Here is a 23,763-nt window from a genome sequence, read left to right as displayed (position 1 = left end):
TTGTATTATCTTAAACTTTATCAAAGAATCTAAGAAAAAGATAGAAAAACGATTGAACTTCTCTATTTTTCTACTTTTTACTAATGATGTACCAGCCTTTACAGCTGATGTTTATCCGCATTATGATTAGGTGGAGAGGGTGGTTGGTATGTATGAGATCTAGTAAAAATGGTTGGAAATTTGCATTTTTCCTTTTAGCGGCTGTTGTATTCATTTTGATCATTGTATTATTTATAATGGTTCGTACATTCTTCCCCGAAGCGGAGGAATCACATTATACGCCTAATCTTCCTGCAAATGAAGAAGGTCTTTTAACCATAAGCTCAACACGTGAACAAATGAATCAATTAATTGCCGAGGCATCTAGCCAATTGGAAGAAGAAACACCGTACACGGTGGAGTTGCTTTCTGATTTTGTAGAGTTTCGTTCAACCTTTAGTATACTTGGACAATCTGTGCCTATATCTGTGGAGTTTGAACCTGAAGTGGCAAATAGCGGAGATTTGTTGCTTACAGCAGAGTCCTTTTCGTTTGGGATCTTTAACATCCCATCTGATCAGGCGATGCAGCTTCTGAAAAATAATACGGAGCTTCCAGATTGGATAGTCATCCATCCGTCAGAATCGATGATTGAAGTACAAGTGACAAATGCTCAATTTGATGATCGCTATTCCTTTAGAGTACAAGCATTTGATTTAGCAAATGATGAGATTGAAGTAGAAATGTTTGTGAATGAGTAATACGTGAAGAAGGCTGACTAAAAAGTCAGCCTTCTTCACGTATTAAGAGATTTAGGAAACATCCACTGGTTTCTCTTCATTTTCGTTTTTAATAGACAGATAGCCATCATCATCATTTAAACAATCTTCAAATTTAAGTAAAGAAGTCTCAAAACGATCGACAAAATCACTTCCATATACATGGCGAACAATACTAATTAACTCAGAGAATTCAGGGAATTTTCCATACAATTCTTTTATTGGAAGTGCTCCACCGTATACACTATACGTATGTTCATCGTAGCTTTGGAATGTTTCGAGTAATAATTTTTGACCTTCGTCAGTTAAATAGATATACGTATTTCGTTTATCATTTTCTTTTTTAGAAAATGTCAAAAGCCCCCGTGATTCCAACTTCTTTGAAAAGTTAAAGGCAGTGGAGACATGCATTACACCAAAGTTAGCTATGTCTGTAATAGAAGCGCCATCTAATTGATAGGCAATCCAAAGAATATGATGTTCATTTAAATTCAAGTCAAAAGGTTTGATCCATGCTTGCCAATCTTTTTCAACTGATTTCCAAAGGGCTTTACTCAATTGAGCAAGTCGATGACTAAACATAACCGATTGCTTTAAGGAGTGCGGCGTCTGGTGTTCCATCTAATCTCCTCCGTCCATAATCCGTCAACAAAAAATACTCTACACCAATACTCACAACATTATTTTTGAATACTTTTATTATGACAAGAAATGGGTAAGAAATAAAGTACTAATTTTCGGAAAATACAAAAATCCTACTCAATCTTTTTTAGTCAGCTGTTGAAGTTCTTCTATATTTTTTTGAACTCCTTCAACTTCGGCTTTAATTCGATCGATGGAGGGTGCGGTATCTTCCTGCCATTGCTCGAAAGATGTCTTAAGCTCACTACTTGCGGTTTTTAAGATGTCCCCGCCAAATTTAATAGTCTCAACTGCTTGGTCTTTAATTTCAATTCCTTCTCTGGACAATTGTTTTGCTGATTGACGAAAGGATTGAATAGAACTTTGACAGCCATTTCTTATGTCCCTACCGGACGCAGGGGCTGTAAGTAAAACGGCAACTCCAGATATGACAGTACCTGTTAACAAGCCAATTCCAACTGATTTTAGATTCATAGAAGAACTCTCCTTTTAAATAGTCTTAGGACCAATCATTTGCATACACATAATGAGAGGGGTGTTTTTTATGATTGAGGGAATTATAATGCTATTTATTACCGCTAGCCTTGTAGGGCTTTATTGCATCTTTCAGGCAGAACATGTTCGAAAACATCGTCCTGCACTGATTCTGTACATCATTGCGATTGTTTTTTTTCTTTCGTGTGCCGGATGGTTGATTGTTATTAGTTAGCTTGTTTAAATTCAATCATTAAGTCACGTAAGGCAACACATGCTTCCAGTGGAACTGCGTTATAAATGGAGGCTCTGCACCCACCGATTGAACGGTGACCATTTAGTCCAACAAAGCCTCGTTCTTTTGCAAGTGTTAAGAACGATTTGCTTAATTCTTCGTTAGGTAGTGTAAAGGTTACATTCATTAATGAACGACTTGACGCTTCGGCATGGCCACTGAAGAATCCGTTGTTTTCGTCAATTGTTTCGTAAATAACCCTAGCTTTCTCCTCATTTGCTTCTTCAAGTTTAGTAAGCCCACCAATTGATTCAACCCATTCAAGTACCTTCCCTAAAAGATAGATGCCAAAGGTAGGAGGTGTATTGTACAATGAATCATTTTTAGAGAACGTACTGTAACGCAGCATCGTTGGCACATGATTTGTTTGTGCAGAATCAATAATTTCTTTTTTTGCAATAACAACAGTGACTCCTGATGGACCAAGATTCTTTTGGGCTCCTGCATAAATGAGTCCAAATTTCTCAACATCCAGACTTCTTGATAGGATGTCACTGGACATGTCTGCTACCAATGGAGCATGAGTCAAATCGGGGAATTGCTTCCACTGGGTTCCATAAATTGTGTTATTTGATGTGATATGAACATACGCGTCGTTGTCTGAGAAATGTACATTTTTTAAGTCGGGAATAGAAGTATAGTTGGACTCTTTTGTAGAAGCAGCTATATTTGTTTCTCCAATAAAACTTGCTTCTTTTACTGCTTTCTCAGACCATGACCCTGTTAACACATATTGACCAATCTTATTTGACGATAATAAATTGTACGGTAGCATCGCAAATTGAAGACTTGCTCCACCTTGGATAAATAAGATCTCATGTGTGTCTGGAATGTTCATTAATTTTTTTAGTAATTGTTTTGTTTGTTGATGAACAGCATCATAATCTGAACTGCGATGACTGAGTTCCATAACGGACATTCCCGTATGATTAAAGTTAAGCAGTTCTTTTTGGGCTGCTTCAAGCGCAGGTTTTGGCAGTGCTGCAGGTCCTGCATTAAAGTTATACACTGGACTCATCTATAATCTCTCCCCTTTACCACTTTAGTGCGTGTCAATGTAACTCTATCCTATCATAGAAACACATAACATTTTCTTTTTTTAAGTTAGCTAAGTAAATTCCTTATTTAGAAAGTGATTGGACGAGTTCTACTCGCATTGCTTCGAGGTCTGCTTCAGAATATTCTGATCCGTGTTCTTCCCATTTTGCTCGAAAACCATCAGTTGAGTCGTATCTAGGGATAAGGTGAACATGATAATGGAAAACGGTTTGTCCAGCAGCCTCACCATTATTATTTACAAGATTTAAACCAGCAGGAGAAAACGTTTCTTTTAGAGCGTGACCAACTTTTTGTACGGATTGATATACATGATTTAGTTCAGACTCTGGTAAATCAAATAAGTTCTCATGGTGATTTTTGGGTACAACTAATGTGTGTCCTTTGGTTACTTGGCTAATATCAAAAAAAGCATAGGTATGCTCATCCTCGTAAATTTTTTTAGATGGAATATCTCCTGCAATAATGCTACAAAATATGCATGAAGTCATAGTGGTTCATCCTCTCTTAAGTAATATTAGATCTTGTCCATTAGCTTACTCTCTACTATTAGGTTTTTCAATGAGAATTCGTTAGATTGTAAGAAGTGAACAAATCATCCTGTGGTATACTTTGAAAGAATTGTTTGTTGAAATGGAGTGGACGTATGAAACGATTTTTTGTAATAGGTACAGCTTTTTTAATCCTACTGGCAGGGTGCCAAACTCAAACGGATCAAAATGATAATCAAGATGTACTTGAAGAAACTGCATCCGTGCAGAACCTTCCAAGTTTCCTAGAATATTATCCTGATAATATAGGCAATCTTTATAAGGGCATATCCGATTTTCAAGAGGTGCTCGAGCAATTACCTAGTTATGATGTAAATGGTGAGCCAGGAGAATTAGACAATTTATATCAATCCTTTATTTATGATCAAGCTGATGATGGTACGGTTACTTGGAATGATCATGGAGCCAGATGTAATGCCTGTATTGACTCGGCAGCATACAGCATTGAAGCATGGCAAAACGATAAGTCAATTGAAGAAATTCGAGAAGCCGTTGTTAATCAATACGGTGAGGGAAGCTAGTCAGGATTAGACAGCTAAAGAAAAAAGAGACGGTTTTTTAAGTCTCTTTTTTTATTGATTAGAATACAATGAGCAAAGGACAAGCCTTTATCTTACAATTCATTGAGCTGTGACTGGTTTTTCATAAGCTGATTTTGGTAAGATACATACATAAGGGAGTGGAGTATGATGACAGAGCTATTGAAAATCACTGGTCTAACTGGTGGATACCACCCAAAAAAACCAGTCCTACATGATGTGAACCTTTCCGTTAACAAGCAAGAGATTGTAGGATTAATCGGCTTAAACGGGGTTGGTAAAAGCACAACCATTAAACATATCTTAGGATTGCTTCAGCCACAAAAAGGTGAAATCACAATAGATGGAATTTCATTTAAAGAAGATGCCAATCAATACCGTCGCTCATATGCGTACATACCTGAAACACCTGTTTTATATGATGAACTAACTCTTTGGGAGCATCTTGAGCTCACTAGTGTCGCTTATGGACTTGATCCTAAGCATTTTGAAGAGCGTGCAGAGAGGTTACTAAAAGAATTCAAAATGACAAAAATGAAAAAATGGTATCCGAGCCATTTTTCTAAAGGAATGCGTCAGAAAGTAATGATTATGAGCGCATTTTTAATCGAACCACCTGTATACATTGTAGACGAACCGATTGTTGGTTTAGATCCACTGGGCATTCAGTCCTTCCTGAATTTTATTTCGGATATGAAAAAACGAGGGTCTGCTGTTTTAATGTCGACGCATATATTAGCAACAGCCGAAAGGTATTGTGACCGATTCATCATCTTGCATCACGGACGTAAGGTACTAGAAGGCACATTAGCTGAAATGCAGCAACATATTGGACAGCCTAAGGCAACCCTTGATGACATTTATATTGAAATGACCAAGGATGAAACGATATGAATGCGCAAAGCTTATGGCAAGAGAGGGTCCAATCTTATTGGAGTGAAGCAGGACGTTACTTAAAGTTAATTGGAAATAGCGGATTTTTGTTTACGGTTTACTTTTTGTTTATTGTTGGAAGCTATTATTACCAACAAATTTTAGAGCAGCTACCTGAACAATTTCCTACGGTAGAACTTTTTACAGTTGTATTTCTATTTATTTTAACAAGAAGTCGCGTGCGTACATTTGTGAAGCAGGCTGATGTGGTGTTTTTATTACCGTTTGAAGCAAAAATGAGTGATTATTTCCGTTCCGCCATTCGTTACTCGTTTTTTATCCAGGTTGGACTCATTGTGCTCTGTCTCCTGTTATTAGGTCCGTTATTTGTCCTAAGAATCGGTACAGGTCCTGTATTTTGGTCAACACTTGCTGTTTTAGTTCTGGCTAAACTTTGGAACGTGCTTTCGAGTTGGGAGGAGCAACGTTTACAAAGTAAGCAGGAGAGAGTATCTCATATGGTACTCCGCGCTATTATTAATGTAGTGCTTCTGTATTTATTGTTTTCCCAAGCAGGGATCGCCTTTGTAGGCATCGTTCTGCTATTGATGTTTGGACTCTATTTTCTATATTGGAAAAAACTTGCCCGAACCTACTCGTTGAAATGGAACCATTTGATAGAGGTCGAAGAGAGTATGGTCATGTTCTTCTACCGGATTGCAAATGCCTTTACCGATGTACCACAGCTGCGTAATCAAGTACGAGAACGCAAATACTTAAGCTGGTTGATCCCTATCCTTGTTGGAAAAAATCAATCCGTTTACACATTCTTAATGAGTCGTTCTTTTATTCGAGCGAACGATTATCTTGGGATTTATCTACGATTGATGGCAGTGGGTGCGTTTGTTCTATACATTCTACCGGGTGGTTGGATTCAAATAGCGATAATTATTGTTTTTATGCATATGGTTATGATGCAGCTCTCAACGATTTGGTATCATTACGATATGAATATGTGGGTAGATATTTACCCTGCTGAACCAGAAGGAAGAAAAAAAGCACTAACATCACTAAGTTTAAAGCTCCTATCATTTATGGCTGTGGTTTTAGCTGTTGTGCTTTTTCTAGTAGGAGATGCGTTAATCGCAGTTGTTGGCTTAGCAGCAGGACTAGTATTCGCGTATTTAGGTAGCACATCATTTATTCACCGCCGCAAAAAACAAGCCGTTTAAGTAGAGAGGTGAGGCACAATCGTTTCTTTATATGAAGAGGAAGCAAAAGAGGAAATGATCAGGTGGAAACGTAAGCTCGGCAAAAGCCAATCCATGACTGGTCGTTTTGCGAAGAAGTGGCAGAAGAAAATGAACACCTTTATACCAGAAAAAGTTCATTCGGTTGTCACTGTAAGTGTGAAGCATATGGTGCAGGCAACGTTAACTGGATCAGAGTATATTTCAAAAAAAGAGTTGGATTTAACAACTACATTTGAAGAGCGTGAGCAAGAGGTTCAAGAACTCTTCCGTACTTATAAAAATACGGCGATTGCAGAGGGTATTGGTACGGGAGCAGGTGGGATATTGCTCGGCATGGCTGACTTCCCTTTGCTGTTAAGTATTAAAATGAAATGTTTGTTTGATACAGCCATTACCTATGGATACGACTGCAGGGAATTTCAAGAACGGCTATTTCTACTAACCATTTTCCAACTTGCTTTTTCTGAAGGCGAGGAACGGGCTAAGTTATTAGAGAGAGTCGAGAACTGGGAGGACTATGCCAAGCAACTCCCAACAAACCCAGAAGACCCACTCACAATGGATTGGAAGGCATTCCAATTAAGCTATCGAGATTTTATTGATCTCCCAAAAATGCTCCAACTAATTCCTGGCTTTGGCGCAGTAGTAGGAGCCGCAGCCAACAGCCACTTCCTAGACCTGCTTAAAGTAACTGCCATGAACAGCTACCGGATGCGCATGTTGACCCAAGGTGAAGGTCCTAATTTATGATGTTCATCTGTTTCAAAATACAAATTAGCTTAATGAGAATACTAATAGCTAATCAGTTTCCAAAATCAAACGGCGAACGGTCCTATTGTCAGGATCGTTCGCCGATTTTATTTTGTTCCAACAAAGACTGTCTCAGACTCTTAAAAGATTAGATAAACAGTCTTTTGACATGTTAAGTTTCTTGACTGCATCCAAACACTAATTTTAGTAAATTAAAAAATCAATAGCTGTTCTCGATGGTAAAACAAATTCATATGAATATCGTTCTTTTCTGTTCTTTTCTTTCTGATGAGTATGATGAAATTGAGATGCTTACTAAGGAACTTAGAACATTAGAGCGTGGTGATCGTGTCCATTATATGAAAGAGTGGATAGCTAAAAAGATAAAAACCGATAAAAGTAGGGTTGAGGTAAAAAAAGGATAGCTTATAAAAATCAGTTTATATTTGTTGAAAAAAGGATATTAGAGTAATTGTGGATTGATCTATATAAATTAATTTGAAAAGGATAGGTGCAGGACTGTGATTAAAATAGCGAACGGAGCAGATTCAACAAAATCATTCAAATGGTACATGTCCATTTTTACAATGACGTTAGCCATTACTCTTGTAGGATGCAACAGTGATTCAGAAAGCGACAATGCAGTACAGTCCTCTGGTGAGAGTGAACAAGAAACGCAAGCTGAAGATCCCGAACCAACAGAAGCAGAACTAGAAGCGGAAGCAGACGCTGAAGCGGAAGCAGAGGGAGGAATCGCAATAGGAGATAATGAGTACGAAGAAGTCACCTTAGTGGAAGCAATTGATGGTAATAATGTTGTTGTCGAAACTGAAAACGGACAAGAAACGATCCGACTTGCAGGACTTGAAGCACCGACAGAAGGGGATCATGAATGGGTTACAGGCGCACAAGGTTGGGCCGAGCCGTATCAAGCTGTAGGTGAAACCGTAAAATTAGTACGTGCCAATCCTAGTGAAAATGAGGATGGAGAATCGCTTGGATACATTTGGTATGTAGGTGAAGGCAAAGAAACGCATAATATTAATTACGCTTTAGTTAGTGGTGGATTGGCGCGTGTGCTACCTGATTTTGAGGATGAACGATACAAAGATAGGCTAGTAGAAGCTGAGGAACATATCAAAAATGCAGAAATATACATTTGGTCTTTAGAAGGATTTGTGACCGAATCGGGGTTTGATTATGATGTACTTGAAGAGTCACTAAAGAAATGGGAAGAAGAAAACTCAAACAACTGAACAAAACAGCAGCATTATAGGAAAAGCGAAAATAGGGAGTTACTACTTCCTATTTTTTTGTGGATATTATTAACAACTAACATTTATTTATGGTGACGCTGCGAGTTATTTTAAATCGGTTGAGGAAATGGATCTGGAAGTCATTGTTACCAGAAACCCTAACTCTTTTTATAACGTAGGTACACGCAGCAAGGAGGTAGTCTCCAGATGCCCAATCACCATAATCATTCCTAAATATAAAACAACAAACGATCCTATTAATAATATCGTTTGTTGTTTTGTTTCGTCCGTGTATTTATTATCCTGTTTACTTCTGTACTCAAAAATTAAAAAACGGAACAAAACGTGCAAAGTATGCCGAGAGAACACGGAAATAACCCGTAAAGAGTAAAATTCCTAGAATGATCATTAATATCCCGCTCACACGTTGAATCGTTGGTAACCATCTGTTTATCACTCTGAGCTTTGATAAAGATTTTGACCAGAAAAATGCTACAATTAAAAACGGCACTCCAAGACCCGCTGAGTATACAAAGAGTAAAAGAATACCAAAACTCATCGTCTCCCCGTTACTCGCAATAATAAGAATTGATCCTAGAACTAAACCAATACAAGGCATCCAACCTGCTCCAAACAAAAATCCAATCAACAAAGAATTAGAAAAGCTGGCTGATTTTCGTGGTTTTATTGGTAACTTTTTTTCTGTAAGCAATGATCTGAGAAGATTACTCCAACCATCTGTAACCCAAATAAAACAATAAAAATTCCACCAAGCTGTTCAATTAATTGACGGTTATTTGCGAAGATCTGTCCTAAAAACGAAGATGATGCACCCATTAGGACAAATATAATTGTGAACCCTAAAATAAACCCCAAACTTCTTGTTAAAATCAAATGCCTCTCAGCTTGCACTTGTCCATCGGCTATAGTGGAGCCTGTTAATTGGGCTAAGTAGGCAGGCACTAATGGAAAGATACATGGAGACAGAAACGAAACCATTCCAAGCGAAAAACGCCAACCATATTGAAACCTCCATATCATTCACACTCCTGATTTCACACTTTTCTTTTAGTCTATGTAAGACTTGCACTTCTAGTATAACGAACTTTTGTCCCTATAACCATGACAAAATGAAGGCGGATTCAACGCGAGAGGCTTAGAGTAGGATCAGCCTGAAGACGGAGAGAAAACCATGCTGCAGCTTGGCGTAAAAAAAGCTCAGCTCACCTACAATAAGGATAACGAAAGGAAAGGAGGAGAAAAACATTGAAAAAACGTAAGAATCCTGGTTTAGGTATTGTATTGATGATTATCGGTGTTGTGATATTGCTTGGAATGATTGGTGTTCATTTAGGTGGACTTGTTCCTTTTGCGATTGGACTTGGTCTTCTGTATTGGGGATATAAAAAGTACCAGCAAAAAGGCGGCATATCAGCTGTAGTATCGTGTTATTTATTTTTGGAGGAATGATGACTCTTAGTGGAGTCGGAGCATTGATTCCATTTTTCATTGCTAGTTTGCTTGTATTTTGGGGCTATCGTTACTTTAAGGATGAGGATGAAGGAAGTGACTCCGATACGGATTATCACACTAATCCGGTCGTAAAGAAAAGTCGTTCGTTAGATGAAGAGTTCTCAAGAATCATGAATAAATAATAATAGAGGAGGATGTCATAATGAGTATTACGACACGAGTTCAACGTTTGGTAAAAGCGTCTATCCATGAGGGATTAGAGCGCATGGAGGATCCATTGGCACTGTTAAAGCAGGATATTCGTGATACAAAGGATTTAATCAGAAAGAAAAAAGACCAAATCGCTAAGCAGGAGCGTATGTATACAACATTTGAACGCTCTATTGAAATGGCAGGCAAGCTAGCTGAGAAAAGACAACAACAAGCGACAGTTGCCATTGAGAAGGAAGAAGAAGACTTTGCGAGAAGAGCCCTTTTGGAAAAAAGGCATGCTCTAGGCGAGCAAGAAAAATATCGTGCTCTTATTGAGCAAAATAAAGAGTTGATTGCAAGCCTTAATGATGAGGTTCAAGAGCTAGAGCAATCTTTACATTATAAGGCTGAACAGCAGCAAGAGCTTGAGCAACAAAAAGAAGTAGCAAAAGCCGGAGCAGAGCTTGAGAAAATGTTCTCGCGCACAAGCCGTTCATTTAAGCAGGGTGAACCTGAGGTATTTGATCAGTGGAAACAGGCAGCAATTGAAATTGAAAACGACGACCTAAAAGCAGAGATTGAAGAAGAGCTTGCACAATTAAAGGCGTCACAAAAGTCATAATGAGAGATTAGATAGGCGAGGGAAACCTCGCTTTTCTATCTTGTGAAAACGAAGAAAACCATTTATAGTGACTAATAGACAAGGGCGGTGTGTGCGTGAAAAAACTACTAGGCTTCGTCATGATGGGTGTTGGTGTTATACTATTACTGGTAACAGCCTCGACTTTCTTTTATACAAAAAACGCAAATTCTAAAGTATCAGAAGTAACGGAAAATATAGATGGAATCAATGAATTGTCATTAGAAAGCAAGGCTGTTAATTGGACAATTGTACCAACTGATGACAAAGAATTAAGAGTAAGCATAACTGGAGAAGAAGTAAAGGACATCTTTAATGTGAAACGAAATAGTCGTAAGCTAGAAATCCTTACCGAGCAAAAAGGATTTCGTTGGTTCCCATCATTTTTTGGTGATCTAAAGGATCGAGAAGCTGTTGTCTACCTCCCAAAAAACTATACAAAAGATCTTAATCTTTCAACAGTGTCAGGTGTCTTAACTCTAGATGGTGATTTTACGTTCGAAGACATTGATGTTGAGATGGTTTCTGGAGGGTTTACCAACTCAGGGCTTTTGCACGCGGAAACTGTAAATGTTGATTCAGTTTCAGGTAAGGTGGAATTGGCGGATATAACAAGTGATGAAGTTCAAGCGGATTCCGTATCTGGAAATATAGAATTTGGTTACTCTGATGAGCAAGGGGATATCCAAGTGGACACAGTATCAGGGGATGTTCGAGTTTCAGCACCTAAATGGAATGCTCATTATAATGTTGATACGTTAAGTGGGACAATAACTGAACAAGGCAGCAGTGTAAAAGCAAGAGAGTATAGCAATTCAATAGGTGATGGAGACTATCAGATAAGCATATCAACTCTTTCTGGAGATATCACATTCGAATAAATTTGACAGCGGAAAGGAGGGAAGATCGTGCGCAGAACGATAATAGGGAGTATTTTTGCAGCAGTTGGTTTAATCATTCTATTTAATACACTTGCCTTTTTCTCGAACTCCTTAGTGGCGCCGTTGGTCTTCCTTGCCTTAGGGGTATTTTTCGTTAAAAAACAAAAGCGGAGGCTCGGAAGATTATTTTTCTTTCTAGCTATTGTTATCTTTTTTGGTCAGTTGTTTCATATAAATTTCTTTACGTTATTTTTGTCTTTATGTTTGTTATACGCTGGTTGGCAAATGGTTCGTTCAGATAAAAAAACAAAACCGAAAAAGAAACAGAGACAGAAAAAGAAGGTTGAAGAGCAGAAACAACCAATTGAAGAGGAAAAACCAATTCAACAAGTTGGAGACAACCAAACCATTATAAAAAGAAGTCTGCTTGGAGAAGTCCGTTATACCCACTCTGCCTTCGAATTAACAGATATGACGATTTGGAATGGCATTGGCGATGTTCGCATTGATTTAGCAAAAGCCATTATTCCAGAGGGTGAAACGTTAATTATCGTACAAAATGTGATTGGTGACGTTCATATTTACATGCCTGAGGATTTAGGATACGCCATTCAATCGTATGTTTTGGTGGGTGAAAGCTCCATCTTGCATTCTAAACAAGGTGGTTTTAATCAAACGGTTCTTCTACGATCACCTGATTATCAAAACAGCGTAAGAAAAGTGAAACTTGTTCTTTCCTGTGCTGTAGGATCTGTCAAGGTGCGTGAGATATGAAGAAGCGCCTTTCAAGTTTTTTATGGCAGTTTGTTAAACATGGATTAGTTCATTCCTTATTAGTGACCATTTTAGTCATACTGATGGTTACAAACGAAGAAAACCGCGGATTTTTAGTATTATTCGATCGTCAATTATTTGGTGTACCATTACTATTGTGGATTTTAGCACTAATTATCGGTTCAGGATTCATTAGTGGTTTTCTTCAGGCAGAACCATTAAAACGACGGATGGAATCTCTGTTACATGGCGCGGCCTTATATGAACGTGGAACCTTTTCTCATCGTATTCGTATAGAAGGAGAGGATGAACTCACAGAGCTAGTCACAAGAATGAATTCAATGGCTGAGCATGTAGAAGAACAGGTCGCCTCGTTACAAAGATTGTCGACTCGAAATGCAAACATGCAGGACACGGTCAAACGGGCTGCAGTAACAGAAGAGAGGCAGCGTTTAGCCAGAGAGCTGCATGATGCAGTGAGTCAGCAACTATTTGCGATTTCCATGATGACAGCAGCGATCAAAGAGGGTGCAGAACTCAACCAAGAGATTAATCTGACACAACTTAAAAGTGTTGAAAAGATGGCAAACCTCGCTCAATCTGAAATGAGAAGTTTACTGCTACATTTGAGACCAACTCAATTAAAAGGAAGAAGTCTTCAAGAAGGACTCAACCAATTATTCCTCGAGATGGAAGAGAAGCAAGACTTACAGATCGTGTATGAAATTGAACCAAATTTAAATCTTCCACAAGGCTTTGAAGATCAACTATTTCGAATGGTACAGGAGGCTTTTTCTAATATTCTCCGACATGCTGAAGCAACCAAAGTTGAGTGTACACTTAAAGCCGGCAAATCCGAATGGAAGCTATCCATCATTGATAACGGGAATGGCTTTGATCCTGCCCAGATTAGTCAAGGTTCCTATGGTTTGCAGACAATGAAAGAACGAATGATTGAAATAGGTGGGTTACTTCAAGTGAAATCAGCTAAGGGTAAGGGCACTCAGATTGAAGCTAAGGTTCCGTTAGCATGGAGGGAAAAGAAGGATGATTAAAGTACTATTAATTGATGACCACGAAATGGTTAGAATGGGTGTTAGTGCTTATCTGTCCACGCAGGCAGACATTCAGGTGATTGGTGAAGCAAATGATGGAGAGAGTGGGACAAAGCTCGCTTTAGAGCATGAGGTTGATGTCATTTTAATGGATCTCCTAATGGAAAACATGAATGGCATAGAGGCAACAAAAAAGATTATGGAGCAAAAACCAGATAGTAAAATTATTGTTTTAACTAGTTTTATAGACGATGACATGGTGTACCCGGTGATAGAAGCGGGTGCTTTTAGCTATTTATTAAAAACAACGTCTGCCTCTGATATTGCAAAGGCGATTCGTTCTGCAGCCAAAGGAGAACCGGTTGTAGAATCAAAGGTCGCAACAAAGATGATGAACAAGATGAGAACAAACCAAGTGAAACTATTACATGAAGAACTGACTGCAAGGGAGCTTGATGTGCTTTTATTAATAGGAGATGGGAAAACCAATTCGGAAATTGCTGAGCATTTATACATCGGGATCAAGACAGTAAAAACACATGTCAGTAATATTCTACACAAGTTAGACTTGGATGATCGAACTCAACTAGCCATATACGCACATCGGCATGGACTTGTTGAGTAGAAGCATATGTAAAATAAGGGAAAGCTTGGGTAAACTAGTTGCAACAAAAGGGGGGGAATGACAGTGTTGAAAAAAATACTTACCTATTTCATATTGGCGGGTATTGCCCTCGTAACCGGTCTACTTGTTTATGCCATTGTTATTTTAGCAGGTAATTATGTTATTGATAATGAAAAACTTATTATGAACAACTCAAGTTCATTGGTTGATGAATCTGGAGAGTTAATCACAAGAGTATATGTTGAAAATCGACAGCCTGTCTCGATTGATACCATTCCAGAACATGTACAGGAAGCCTTTGTTGCTGTAGAAGACAATCGCTTTTATGAGCATTCAGGCATTGATTTCAGGTCCATTGGTAGAGCGATGTATCGAAATATTATAGCAGGTGGCAAGTCTGAGGGGGAAGTACGATTACCCAACAGCTCACCAAAAATGTGTTCCTTACAAATGAAAAATCATGGCTTCGAAAAATAAAAGAAGTCTTTATTTCTATAAATTTAGAACGACGTTATAGCAAGGATGAAATTTTAGAAATGTACTTAAACCAAATTTATTTTGGTCATGGAGCGTACGGTCTGCAAACTGCTTCTAATCTTTATTTTAATAAAGATGTAAGTGAGCTTACTGTTGATGAGGGCGCCCTTCTAGCAGGATTACCAAAAGCACCAAATAGCTACTCACCGATTAATGATCCAGATCGAAGTAAGGAACGTCGAGATCTAATCCTCACGTTAATGGAGAATCAAGGATTTATCACGGCGGAAGAAAGTGTACGCTCTAAAGGCAAAACTATCGCACTAGACCTGCAAAATCCAGTTAAGGATGAAGCACTATATACGTACATAGATATGGTGATGGAAGAAGCAGAAAATCGTTATCACCTTTCTCAAGAGGAACTAATGACAGGTGGGTACCGAATTGTTGTGCCTATGGACAAGTCTTTGCAACAATCAACCTACGATAAATTGCAAGATGATGTTTACTTCCCTGAAGGTAATGAGGATGCACAAGCGAGTGTCATGATGATGGATAGTGAATCAGGAGGCGTCCTTGCCGTGCAAGGAGGCAGAGATTACGTTCGCTTAGGGTTAAACCGGGTTAATGTCAAACGTTCGCCAGGATCTACCTTTAAACCAATTTCTGTCTATGCACCAGCTCTTGAATCAGGTGCATATAGCCCGTACTCAATGCTGCGTGATGAAAGATTGGCATATGGAACATATAGACCACAAAATTACAACAAGCAGTACACGGGTGAAATGACGATGTACGATGCACTAGTACAATCTGCCAATGCACCAAGCTGTCTGGTTGTTGAATGAAATAGGCATTAATCGATCGTTAAAAATGGTCGGAGAATTTGGATTCAAAATATCAGACCACGGTTTATCGCTTGCTTTAGGAGGACTAAACGAAGGCGTAACACCTTACCAACTAACAAAGGCGTATCGTGCATTTAATGAAGAAGGTCGAATTATTGAGCCTTATTTTATTAAAGAACTCTATGATCACAGTGGCGAAAAAATTGGAGAAGCAAGCCCTGTTCAAACAGAAGTCTTATCTAAGCAGAATGCCTGGAATATCACTAGAATGCTTGAATCCGTTATTACGGACGGAACAGGAACGGCAGGAACTGCGCAAACACCAATTGCCGGAAAAACCGGTACTACTGCCTATCAGGGTGTTGAAGGAGCCACTACGGATGCTTGGTTTGTTGGGTACACACCAACAGTGGTAGGGGCTGTCTGGATGGGTTATGATACTACGAATAAAGATCATTATTTAAATGAAGGTAGCGCCTATCCAACGGTATTATTCAAGAACATTGTAAATGACTTGCCGGATGAGTTGCGGAACGTAGCCTTTGAAAAACCAGACGATGTTGAGGACCTCTCACCACCAATTCCACTCCTAGCAGTAGAAGATCTAAAAGCATCCATGCGAGTAGGTGGCAAAGGATTACTAACAGTCGATTTAGAATGGACACCATCAGAAGACGAACGCGTTCGGTATAACATTTATGAGGTGCATAAAGGCGAAAAAGAATTAGTAGCCTCTGGAATAGAAGGCGGTAGCTACGCACATTCAAGGCTAAATCCCTTCTCCTCCAAAACCTATGAAGTGGTTCCATATGATTCAAACGCCGGCATCGAAGGAGAAACCTCCAACATAGCCGAAGCAGATTTTAACATAGGATTTTCATTTTAGAACCGGTGAGAGCTCTCGCCGGTTTTTTGTTTTTCGGCGTGAGCGGAATCGAGGATGAGAGAGCGGAATCGAGGATGAGAGAGCGGAATCGAGGATGAGAGAGCGGAATCGAGGATGAGAGGACGGAATCGAGGATGAGAGGACGGAATCGAGGATGAGAGGACGGAATCGAGGATGAGAGGACGGAATCGAGGATGAGAGGACGGAATCGAGGATGAGAGAGCGGAATCGAGGATGAGAGGATGGAATCGAGGAAGAGAGAGCGGAATCGAGGATGAGAGGACGGAATCGAGGATGAGAGAGCGGAATCGAGGAAGAGAGGTCGGAATCGAGGAAGAGAGTGAGGAATCGGGGATGAGGAAGCGGAATCGAGGAAGAGAGTGAGGAATCGAGGAAGAGAGGACGGAATCGAGGATAAGAGGACGGAATCGAGGAAGAGAGAGCGGAATCGAGGAAGAGAGAGCGGAATCGAGGAAGAGAGGACGGAATCGAGAAAGAGCTCCGCATATCGGTAAAGAGAACAGGAAATCGAGAAAGAGCCCCTCATATCAGTAAAGAACCCCGTCCACGCACCTTCTAGTTTTCATCAAATTTATGACAGTTGCTCATTGTGTGTATACAATGGTTAATCAGGTTATTATAGTGAAAGGTGAGTAATTAATTCGCATAGAATGCTTTTCTTTATAAAATAAAGTAAACTATATAGTGGATTAAAAAGTGTTCGGGTTCTAGAAGTAGAGAAGGGTGGACAAACGCTATGGGAGAAAAGCAATGGAATGATACATTTTTAAAGGCGTGTAGAGGGGAAGCGCATGACCATGTACCAGTTTGGTATATGAGGCAGGCAGGCAGATCTCAGCCGGAATATCGAAAAATCAAGGAGAAATACTCTTTATTTGAAATTACACATCAGCCAGAGTTATGTGCATATGTGACCAAACTCCCGGTTGATCAGTATAACAATGATGCAGCTATTTTATATAAAGATATTATGACTCCATTGCCAGCGATTGGTGTGGACGTTGAGATAAAGTCAGGTATTGGTCCTGTGATACATAATCCGATCCAATCAAAGGCAGACGTTGAGCGACTGGGAATGATTGAGCCGGAAAAAGATGTTGATTATGTATTAGATACAATTAAATTACTTAGAACACAGCTTGAAGTACCTTTGATTAGCTTTGGGGGTGCACCTTTTACTCTAGCTAGTTATATGATTGAAGGTGGTCCTTCTAAAAATTATCACAACACAAAAGCGTTTATGTACTCAAATCCTGAGGCATGGTTTTTGCTAATGGACAAGCTTGGTGACGTTACCATTGCTTATGTAAAAGCTCAAATTAAAGCTGGAGCTCAAGCGATTCAACTATTTGATTCATGGGTTGGCGCGTTGTGTCGCAAGGATTATGTAACCTTCATTAAGCCAGTTATGGAACGGATTTTTGCTACACTTCGACCTGAAGGTGTTCCACTTATCATGCATGGTGTGGGAGCTAGTCATTTAGCAACGGAATGGAATAGTTTACCTCTGGATGTAGTGGGGCTTGACTGGAGACTAAGTGTCGACGAAGCAAGAGCACTAGGAGTAACAAAAACGGTTCAGGGTAACCTAGACCCAAGCGCTTCTACTTGCTCCTTGGCCGGTTATCGAAAAGAAAGCAAAAGAAATTTTAGATGAGGGAATGAAGTCAAATCATTTCGTTTTCAATCTCGGTCATGGGGTATTCCCTGAAGTTGATCCCGCGGTATTACGTAGATTAACGGCATTTGTTCATGAATATTCATCGGCATTTAAGCAAACACATACATCATAAGGTTGTTCGAAGGAGATCATAGTTATGGCTAAAAAGAAACTGGGATTACTTGTTATGGCATATGGAACGCCACGTTCAAAAGAAGAAGTGGAGCCCTATTATACTCATATTCGACGTGGTAGAAAGCCGAGTGAAGAAGCACTTCAAGATTTAATGGATCGATATGAGGCGATAGGTGGTTTAAGCCCATTGGCCATCATAACCGAGCAACAAGCTCAAGGAATTGAAGATATTTTAAATGAAACGCTTGGAAAACTATGAGGTAAAAGCCTATCTTGGCCTTAAGCACATTAGCCCGTTTATTGAGGATGCCGTTGCAGAAATGGTGAAAGATGGTGTGGAGGAAGCGGTTAGTCTTGTTCTTGCACCGCATTTCTCAACCTTTAGTGTGAAATCTTACAATGGACGTGCTCAGGCAGAGGCAGAGCGTTTGGGTGGATTAACGATCCATAGTGTGGAGAGCTTGGTACAAGGAACCGGGATTTTTAGAGTATTGGACAACACAAATTAAAGAGATAATGAAACAGGTACCAAACCGAGAAGAGACGTGTGTCATTTTCTCAGCTCACAGTCTACCGGAAAAAATTATTGCTGCTGGGGATCCATATCCGGATCAGTTAAAAGAAACAGCCGATATACTCGCTGATAAGGCTGGACTAACTCATTACGAGATAGGTTGGCAGAGTGAAGGGAATACACCAGATCCTTGGATTGGTCCAGATGTTCAGGATTTGACCCGAACTCTTTATCATGAAAAAGGATATAAGGCATTTGTCTATTGCCCGGTTGGTTTTGTTGCTGATCATCTGGAAGTTCTTTTTGATAATGATTACGAGTGTAAGATTGTGACGGACGAGCTTGGTGTTGATTATTTCCGACCAAAGATGCCAAATACAAACCCAGAGTTTCTTGCAAGTCTGGCAAACGTTGTTCGGAAAAAGCTGATTGAAGGAAGGGACTCGGTGTGAAGAAAAAGGTTGCGATTATAGGTGGCGGGATTACGGGACTCGCCGCCGCCTATCAGCTAGAGAAAGCGAACCAACGTGGTGAGGCAAACATTGAGTATCAAGTCATTGAGGCCTCAAATCGATTGGGTGGTAAAATTCGTACATTCAAAAAAGATGGATTCGTGATCGAAGCGGGTCCTGACTCCTATCTAAAACGAAAAGAAAGTATGACCGATTTAATTCGCGAGGTTGGGCTTGAAGAAGATCTCACAACAAATGATACGGGCCAATCATATATTCTAAAAGGAAAAAAATTATATCCGATTCCGGCTGGTGCAGTAATGGGAGTTCCTACTGAACTAACACCATTTGTTACGACAGCCTTATTTAGTCCGTTAGGCAAAATCCGTGCATTAGGTGACTTTTTTATTCCGGCAACGATTGGTCCAAATGAAGACATCTCTCTTGGTCATTTTTTTAGAAGACGTTTGGGCAATGAAATTGTTGATCATCTAATTGAACCTCTTCTATCAGGCATCTATGGTGGAGATATGGATAAGCTTAGTTTAAAAGCGACGTTTCCACATTTTCAACAGATGGAAGAAAAAAATCGCAGTTTAATAAAAGGGATAAAACAGAGTCGACCAAAACCCCAAGGTAAGCCTGTGAAAAAAGTAGGCATGTTCCAAACATTAAAAAACGGGTTAGAATCATTAGTAGAAGCCGTGGCTGACAACTTACATCCACAAAGCATTCAGTTGAATAAAATTGTGAAAAATATCACAAAGACTGAATCGGGATTCTTAATCGATTTTGATAACGTCGAGTCTGAACTATTTGATGAGGTAATCGTGACAACTCCTCCACCGGTAACTGCCAAAATGTTAGCGCAGTATACTTATTTTGATTATTTTAAACAGATGGAGATGACCTCGGTTGCAACAGTTGCGATGGCTTTTCCAGAAGACGCTGTTCATCAGACTGAAGAGGGTACGGGTTTTGTCATTTCTAGAAAGAGTGGATATACCATTACGGCATGTACGTGGACGAGTAAAAAATGGCATCATACAACACCAAATGGTAAAGTCATCCTTCGTTGTTATGTAGGACGACCTGGACACAGCGAAATTGTTCAGCAATCAGATGAAGAAATTGTACAAACTGTGTTAAACGATTTATCAAATGTTGTTGAGATCCGGGAGAAACCAGAATTTTATTATGTAAGCCGGTGGTCAAATCCACAGTATCAAGTTGGACATACCTTTAAGCTTGAGAAAATGAGAGAAGATATTTCTACACAAATGCCAGGTCTTTATATTGCTTGGAGCTGGTCTTGAAGGAGTAGGGTTGCCAGACTGCATAGATCAAGGAAATGCAGCGGCCAAAGCCATACTTCATAAATAGTCAAAATAAAAGCGCAGACCGAAATAATCCGGTACTGCGCTTTTTTCACATTCTTAATCTCAAATTAACGAATGTGCATAAAGTATTTTGTGCGATTTGTTTCAATTTCTTCAACAATCTGCTGATGATAAGCTAATTCTCTAAGTTCAGCTTCTGAATACGTTCGTTTTTTAATTATAATTGTAAAAAATATAAAGTGTACGTTCATGTTTTTTTCCTCCTGTCTGTTCGGTTGATTCCTTCAGGTAAGACCTTTCACCTTTTTGTACCAATCTAATACGAGTGAGCCTTTCAATACATTCATCACATTTTATTCCTCCTATTCAAATTATTTCTACTAAAAAAGTGCACAAAAAACCCGCAGTCATTTCTGCGGGTTTTTTAGATATAAAAAGCCGCAGGGAGCATCATCCCTGCGACTATATCGAATTCCCTTTTTGGGGAAGCGCAATTTTAGTAGTCGACATTCAACGAAGAATTTGGGCATGAGCAATTTTGTTATTTAGTTGGTTAGATGTAGTCATTAGATCAAATGTTAATGTCATCATTTTTGCTCAGCTCCCTTCTTGAATTTGTTTTGTACGTTTCAAATTATAGCTAATGATTGGAAATTTGTAAAGGTTTATTGTGAAAAAAATTCGACAATATCGCAATAACTCTTGACATAAACATTTTTTATTATGTTAGAATAGTTAAATGTTGGTAAGGATAGGAATGGAGCTAAAACTCCGCATGATTATTATTAAGTTTCCTGTTTGATTAAGTTATTCTGTGATAAAATGATTTGTACACTTTATACACTCTGTTCACGTTAAGTGAAAACGAGGAGAGTTAGAATGAGCCAACATGATGAGCTTTTATCAACAATTAAACATACACGACATGATTGGTTAAATACCATACAACTGATAAAAGGGAATTTAGCTCTTGGTCATTATAAACGTATCGAAGAAATAATTGAGCAGATTACTCAAAAATCAATCTCTGAAAGCAAATTGTGTAATATACATGCACCTGAACTAAGTTTATTCTTGATTGGTTATAACTGGACTAGTCAAAAAGTAGACATGAATTATGAAGTAATAGGCGAAGTGAAATCCCTAAAAGATTGGGCAGAGCCTCTTTATTTGCTTGTACGTGCGATTATGGATCATCTAGATCGATCGTCTTCTTTTACTTCTGAGAACAGTGTAATGATTACTTTCAACTTTGTGGAGGAAATCTGTTCACTAACGTTTAGGTTTGTAGGAAAAACAGAGCTAAAAGAAGCCGATTGGCAAGGTATAATCAACCGAACAACGGATTCTGGTTTGAAAGGTTCATTGCTACATCAGGATCGGTATGAGTGTGTATTTACTATATTAATAAAAGAAGCGTGAGGACATGGCAGATTAGTTTTAATCAAGCTGTTGAATACGTACTAGAGGTGAAAGTAGATGTTTGTAGATAAGGTAAAGATTTATGCTAAAGGAGGAGATGGCGGAAACGGTCAGGTCTCCTACCGAAGAGAAATATGTACCAGATGGCGGGCCAAGTTGGTGGAGATGGTGGACGCGGAGCAAGTGTTGTTTTTATTGTAGAAGAAGGTCTGCGTACTTTAATGGATTTCCGTTATAACCGTCACTTTAAAGCACCAAAAGGGGAGAATGGACGTCCAAAAAACCAACACGGTGCAAATGCCGATGATATGATTGTTAAAGTCCCACCAGGTACAACTGTAGTGGATGAACTAACTGGTCAAATTATCGCCGATTTAACAGATGCTGGTCAAAAGGCTGTCATCGCAAAAGGCGGCAGAGGAGGACGCGGCAACTCACGATTTGCCACACCTGCCAATCCTGCACCTGATACAGCTGAAAACGGAGAACCCGGACAAGAACGTGAAGTTGTCTTAGAGCTTAAGTTATTAGCTGATGTTGGTTTAGTTGGTTTCCCAAGTGTAGGAAAGTCAACGCTTTTGTCTGTAGTCTCTGCAGCAAAACCCAAAATTGGTGATTATCATTTTACAACGCTCTCTCCTAACTTAGGAGTGGTCGAAACGGCTGACCATCGTAGCTTTGTGATGGCAGACCTTCCAGGTTTAATTGAAGGAGCACATGAAGGCACAGGTCTTGGTCACCAATTCTTGCGCCATATTGAACGGACAAGAGTCATCGTACATGTGATTGACATGGCATCAATTGAAGGCCGTGATCCATATCAGGATTACCTAAGTATTCAAGATGAGCTTAAACAATATAATCTTCGTTTAACTGAGCGTCCAAAAATGATTGTAGCTAACAAAATGGACATGCCAGATGCTGAAGAGAACCTTACCCAATTTAAAGAACAGCTAAATGAAGAGACAGCGATTTTTCCAGTTTCCGCATTAACGAAAAATGGATTAAAGATCTTGTTGCAACAAATTGCTGATGAGTTAGAAAATGCTCCAGAGTTTCCACTTTATGAGGAAACGGATGAGGATACTCGAGTACTGTACAAGCATGAAAAACGAAAAGAGCCATTTATCATCACTCGTGCAGATGATGGTGTGTACGATGTTGTTGGTGTGGAGCTTGAGCGTGTCTTTAAAATGACTGATTTTCAACGGGATGAGTCTGTTCGTCGGTTTGCCCGTCAGTTACGTAAAATGGGTGTGGATGCAGCCTTACGTGAACGAGGTGCCGAGAACGGTGATCTTGTCCGTATCTTAAATTATGAATTTGAATTTGTAGAATAAGCAAAGGGGAGGTGCTCGCATCTCCTTTTTTCGGTTGTCAAATAGTGCCGATCCTCCTATAATAGGTAAGAGTACTTATGTACACTCACTGTGAACAGTGTATAAGCTAGGGAGATGAAAGAGATATATGTCAGCGAGACGGTTCTTCCTTATTAGAGAAGATATATTAACAGATGCAATGATCAAAACGTTAGAAGCAAAGTCTATGCTGCAATCAGGCGAAGCAAAAAAGATCAACGAAGCAGCTCAGAAGGTTGGTCTAAGCCGGAGTGCGTTTTATAAATATAAAGACGGCATATTTCCTTTTCACGCCATGGCTAAAGAAAAGATTGTGACGTTGTCGATCAATTTATTAGATAGAGCAGGGACACTGTCTGAATTATTAACGATTGTTTCGGGTACAGGGGCGAATATTTTAACAATTAATCAAACCATTCCCCTTCAAGGAAGAGCTCATATCACGCTATCAATTGATACGGCGCCAATTACTATGCAGTTAGATGAACTATTTGAACAAATGAAAAAGCTCAAGGCAGTTGAAAAAGTAGAACTTGCTGGATCGGGTTGAGAAAGGAAGAGTT

The 23,763-nt window shown here is 39.3% G+C and carries 24 protein-coding genes and 5 pseudogenes; 22 read left to right on the top strand and 7 right to left on the bottom strand.

Translation table 11 applies throughout. From position 1 onward, the window contains the following. Positions 1-152: 152 nt before the first annotated feature. Positions 153-740 carry a YpmS family protein gene (locus tag NDM98_RS15175; RefSeq protein ID WP_251609580.1) on the top strand — a complete coding sequence of 196 codons (588 nt, stop codon included), beginning with the start codon at positions 153-155 and terminating at the stop codon, positions 738-740. Between the two features lie 51 nt (positions 741-791). Here the strand turns inward: NDM98_RS15175 and NDM98_RS15170 are convergent, their stop codons facing one another. After that, positions 792-1,379: an HTH-type transcriptional regulator Hpr gene (locus NDM98_RS15170; RefSeq protein ID WP_251609578.1), complete on the bottom strand. Its 588-nt coding sequence runs from the start codon at positions 1,377-1,379 to the stop codon at positions 792-794. 138 nt (positions 1,380-1,517) lie between these two features. Further along, a complete protein-coding gene (locus NDM98_RS15165) occupies positions 1,518-1,874 on the bottom strand; it encodes a YtxH domain-containing protein (protein WP_251609571.1) in 357 nt (118 codons plus the stop codon). Between the two features lie 70 nt (positions 1,875-1,944). On the opposite strand from NDM98_RS15165, the gene NDM98_RS15160 reads away from it, so the two are divergent. Further along, positions 1,945-2,109 carry a hypothetical protein gene (locus NDM98_RS15160; RefSeq protein ID WP_251609569.1) on the top strand — a complete coding sequence of 55 codons (165 nt, stop codon included), beginning with the start codon at positions 1,945-1,947 and terminating at the stop codon, positions 2,107-2,109. Here NDM98_RS15160 and serC read toward each other — a convergent pair. Both serC and NDM98_RS15150 read right to left on the bottom strand, forming a co-directional pair. Next, the gene (gene serC, locus NDM98_RS15155) at positions 2,102-3,187 is read right to left on the bottom strand and encodes a 3-phosphoserine/phosphohydroxythreonine transaminase (protein WP_251609567.1); all 1,086 of its coding nucleotides are present in this window, start codon (positions 3,185-3,187) and stop codon (positions 2,102-2,104) included. The genes NDM98_RS15160 and serC overlap by 8 nt on opposite strands. Before the next feature lie 103 nt (positions 3,188-3,290). Then, complete coding sequence (locus NDM98_RS15150; RefSeq protein ID WP_251609564.1) at positions 3,291-3,716, bottom strand: HIT family protein; 426 nt, start codon at positions 3,714-3,716, stop codon at positions 3,291-3,293. Between the two features lie 155 nt (positions 3,717-3,871). On the opposite strand from NDM98_RS15150, the gene NDM98_RS15145 reads away from it, so the two are divergent. The 6 genes from NDM98_RS15145 to NDM98_RS15120 all read left to right on the top strand — a co-directional run bounded on the left by NDM98_RS15145 (position 3,872) and on the right by NDM98_RS15120 (position 8,447). Beyond that, positions 3,872-4,297 (top strand): PCYCGC motif-containing (lipo)protein, encoded by a 426-nt coding sequence (locus tag NDM98_RS15145; protein WP_251609562.1) that lies wholly within the window; start codon positions 3,872-3,874, stop codon positions 4,295-4,297. Positions 4,298-4,465: 168 nt separating this feature from the next. Next, positions 4,466-5,209 (top strand): ABC transporter ATP-binding protein, encoded by a 744-nt coding sequence (locus NDM98_RS15140; protein WP_251610388.1) that lies wholly within the window; start codon positions 4,466-4,468, stop codon positions 5,207-5,209. Next, entirely contained in the window at positions 5,206-6,420 is a 1,215-nt protein-coding gene (locus NDM98_RS15135; RefSeq protein WP_251609560.1) for an ABC transporter permease, read from the top strand. Before NDM98_RS15140 ends, NDM98_RS15135 begins: the two co-directional genes overlap by 4 nt. An 18-nt stretch (positions 6,421-6,438) precedes the next feature. Beyond that, positions 6,439-7,191, top strand: coding sequence for an EcsC family protein (locus NDM98_RS15130; RefSeq protein WP_308807761.1), 753 nt, complete (start codon positions 6,439-6,441; stop codon positions 7,189-7,191). 236 nt (positions 7,192-7,427) lie between these two features. After that, entirely contained in the window at positions 7,428-7,616 is a 189-nt protein-coding gene (locus NDM98_RS15125; RefSeq protein ID WP_251609556.1) for a hypothetical protein, read from the top strand. 96 nt (positions 7,617-7,712) lie between these two features. Next, positions 7,713-8,447, top strand: coding sequence for a thermonuclease family protein (locus NDM98_RS15120; RefSeq protein WP_251609554.1), 735 nt, complete (start codon positions 7,713-7,715; stop codon positions 8,445-8,447). 319 nt (positions 8,448-8,766) lie between these two features. On the opposite strand, the gene NDM98_RS24845 is transcribed toward NDM98_RS15120, so the two are convergent. Both NDM98_RS24845 and NDM98_RS24840 read right to left on the bottom strand, forming a co-directional pair. Further along, the gene (locus tag NDM98_RS24845; protein ID WP_444546314.1) at positions 8,767-9,066 is read right to left on the bottom strand and encodes a cytochrome c biogenesis CcdA family protein; all 300 of its coding nucleotides are present in this window, start codon (positions 9,064-9,066) and stop codon (positions 8,767-8,769) included. 65 nt (positions 9,067-9,131) lie between these two features. Then, positions 9,132-9,488 carry a cytochrome c biogenesis CcdA family protein gene (locus tag NDM98_RS24840; RefSeq protein ID WP_444546313.1) on the bottom strand — a complete coding sequence of 119 codons (357 nt, stop codon included), beginning with the start codon at positions 9,486-9,488 and terminating at the stop codon, positions 9,132-9,134. Between the two features lie 225 nt (positions 9,489-9,713). On the opposite strand from NDM98_RS24840, the gene NDM98_RS15110 reads away from it, so the two are divergent. From NDM98_RS15110 to hemY, 11 genes and pseudogenes are all read left to right on the top strand, one after another. Next, complete coding sequence (locus NDM98_RS15110) at positions 9,714-9,917, top strand: hypothetical protein (protein WP_251609552.1); 204 nt, start codon at positions 9,714-9,716, stop codon at positions 9,915-9,917. Continuing rightward, positions 9,914-10,102 carry a hypothetical protein gene (locus tag NDM98_RS15105; RefSeq protein ID WP_251609550.1) on the top strand — a complete coding sequence of 63 codons (189 nt, stop codon included), beginning with the start codon at positions 9,914-9,916 and terminating at the stop codon, positions 10,100-10,102. Before NDM98_RS15110 ends, NDM98_RS15105 begins: the two co-directional genes overlap by 4 nt. A gap of 20 nt (positions 10,103-10,122) precedes the next feature. Next, positions 10,123-10,734: a PspA/IM30 family protein gene (locus NDM98_RS15100; protein ID WP_251609549.1), complete on the top strand. Its 612-nt coding sequence runs from the start codon at positions 10,123-10,125 to the stop codon at positions 10,732-10,734. 95 nt (positions 10,735-10,829) lie between these two features. Then, positions 10,830-11,633: a DUF4097 family beta strand repeat-containing protein gene (locus NDM98_RS15095; protein ID WP_251609543.1), complete on the top strand. Its 804-nt coding sequence runs from the start codon at positions 10,830-10,832 to the stop codon at positions 11,631-11,633. 27 nt (positions 11,634-11,660) lie between these two features. Further along, a complete protein-coding gene (gene liaF / locus NDM98_RS15090) occupies positions 11,661-12,407 on the top strand; it encodes a cell wall-active antibiotics response protein LiaF (protein ID WP_251609541.1) in 747 nt (248 codons plus the stop codon). After that, positions 12,404-13,462 carry a HAMP domain-containing sensor histidine kinase gene (locus NDM98_RS15085; protein ID WP_251609539.1) on the top strand — a complete coding sequence of 353 codons (1,059 nt, stop codon included), beginning with the start codon at positions 12,404-12,406 and terminating at the stop codon, positions 13,460-13,462. The genes liaF and NDM98_RS15085 overlap by 4 nt, the downstream gene beginning before the upstream one ends. Continuing rightward, positions 13,455-14,087, top strand: a complete 633-nt coding sequence (locus NDM98_RS15080) for a response regulator transcription factor (RefSeq protein ID WP_251609537.1) — start codon at positions 13,455-13,457, stop codon at positions 14,085-14,087. The genes NDM98_RS15085 and NDM98_RS15080 overlap by 8 nt, the downstream gene beginning before the upstream one ends. Before the next feature lie 63 nt (positions 14,088-14,150). Next, positions 14,151-16,298, top strand: a pseudogene (locus NDM98_RS15075) (transglycosylase domain-containing protein). A 757-nt stretch (positions 16,299-17,055) separates the two neighbouring features. Continuing rightward, positions 17,056-18,112 (top strand): annotated as a pseudogene (gene hemE, locus NDM98_RS15070) (uroporphyrinogen decarboxylase). A 24-nt stretch (positions 18,113-18,136) separates the two neighbouring features. Continuing rightward, positions 18,137-19,080 (top strand): annotated as a pseudogene (hemH, locus tag NDM98_RS15065) (ferrochelatase). Further along, positions 19,077-20,463, top strand: a pseudogene (gene hemY / locus NDM98_RS15060) (protoporphyrinogen oxidase). The pseudogenes hemH and hemY overlap by 4 nt, the downstream one beginning before the upstream one ends. 64 nt (positions 20,464-20,527) lie before the next feature. Here hemY and NDM98_RS15055 read toward each other — a convergent pair. Then, positions 20,528-20,671 (bottom strand): YrzI family small protein, encoded by a 144-nt coding sequence (locus NDM98_RS15055; protein WP_251609535.1) that lies wholly within the window; start codon positions 20,669-20,671, stop codon positions 20,528-20,530. A 628-nt stretch (positions 20,672-21,299) separates the two neighbouring features. Here NDM98_RS15055 and NDM98_RS15050 point away from each other — a divergent pair. From NDM98_RS15050 to thrR, 3 genes and pseudogenes are all read left to right on the top strand, one after another. Further along, complete coding sequence (locus NDM98_RS15050) at positions 21,300-21,842, top strand: Spo0B C-terminal domain-containing protein (RefSeq protein WP_251609533.1); 543 nt, start codon at positions 21,300-21,302, stop codon at positions 21,840-21,842. 57 nt (positions 21,843-21,899) lie between these two features. Beyond that, positions 21,900-23,182: pseudogene (gene obgE, locus NDM98_RS15045) on the top strand (GTPase ObgE). A gap of 127 nt (positions 23,183-23,309) precedes the next feature. After that, positions 23,310-23,750 (top strand): transcriptional regulator ThrR, encoded by a 441-nt coding sequence (thrR, locus tag NDM98_RS15040; protein WP_251609531.1) that lies wholly within the window; start codon positions 23,310-23,312, stop codon positions 23,748-23,750. Positions 23,751-23,763: the final 13 nt, after the last annotated feature.

This window comes from Alkalicoccobacillus plakortidis, from assembly GCF_023703085.1.
GTDB classification, from domain to species: domain Bacteria; phylum Bacillota; class Bacilli; order Bacillales; family Bacillaceae_D; genus Alkalicoccobacillus; species Alkalicoccobacillus plakortidis.
This window is presented reverse-complemented; position numbering and strand designations above follow the sequence as displayed.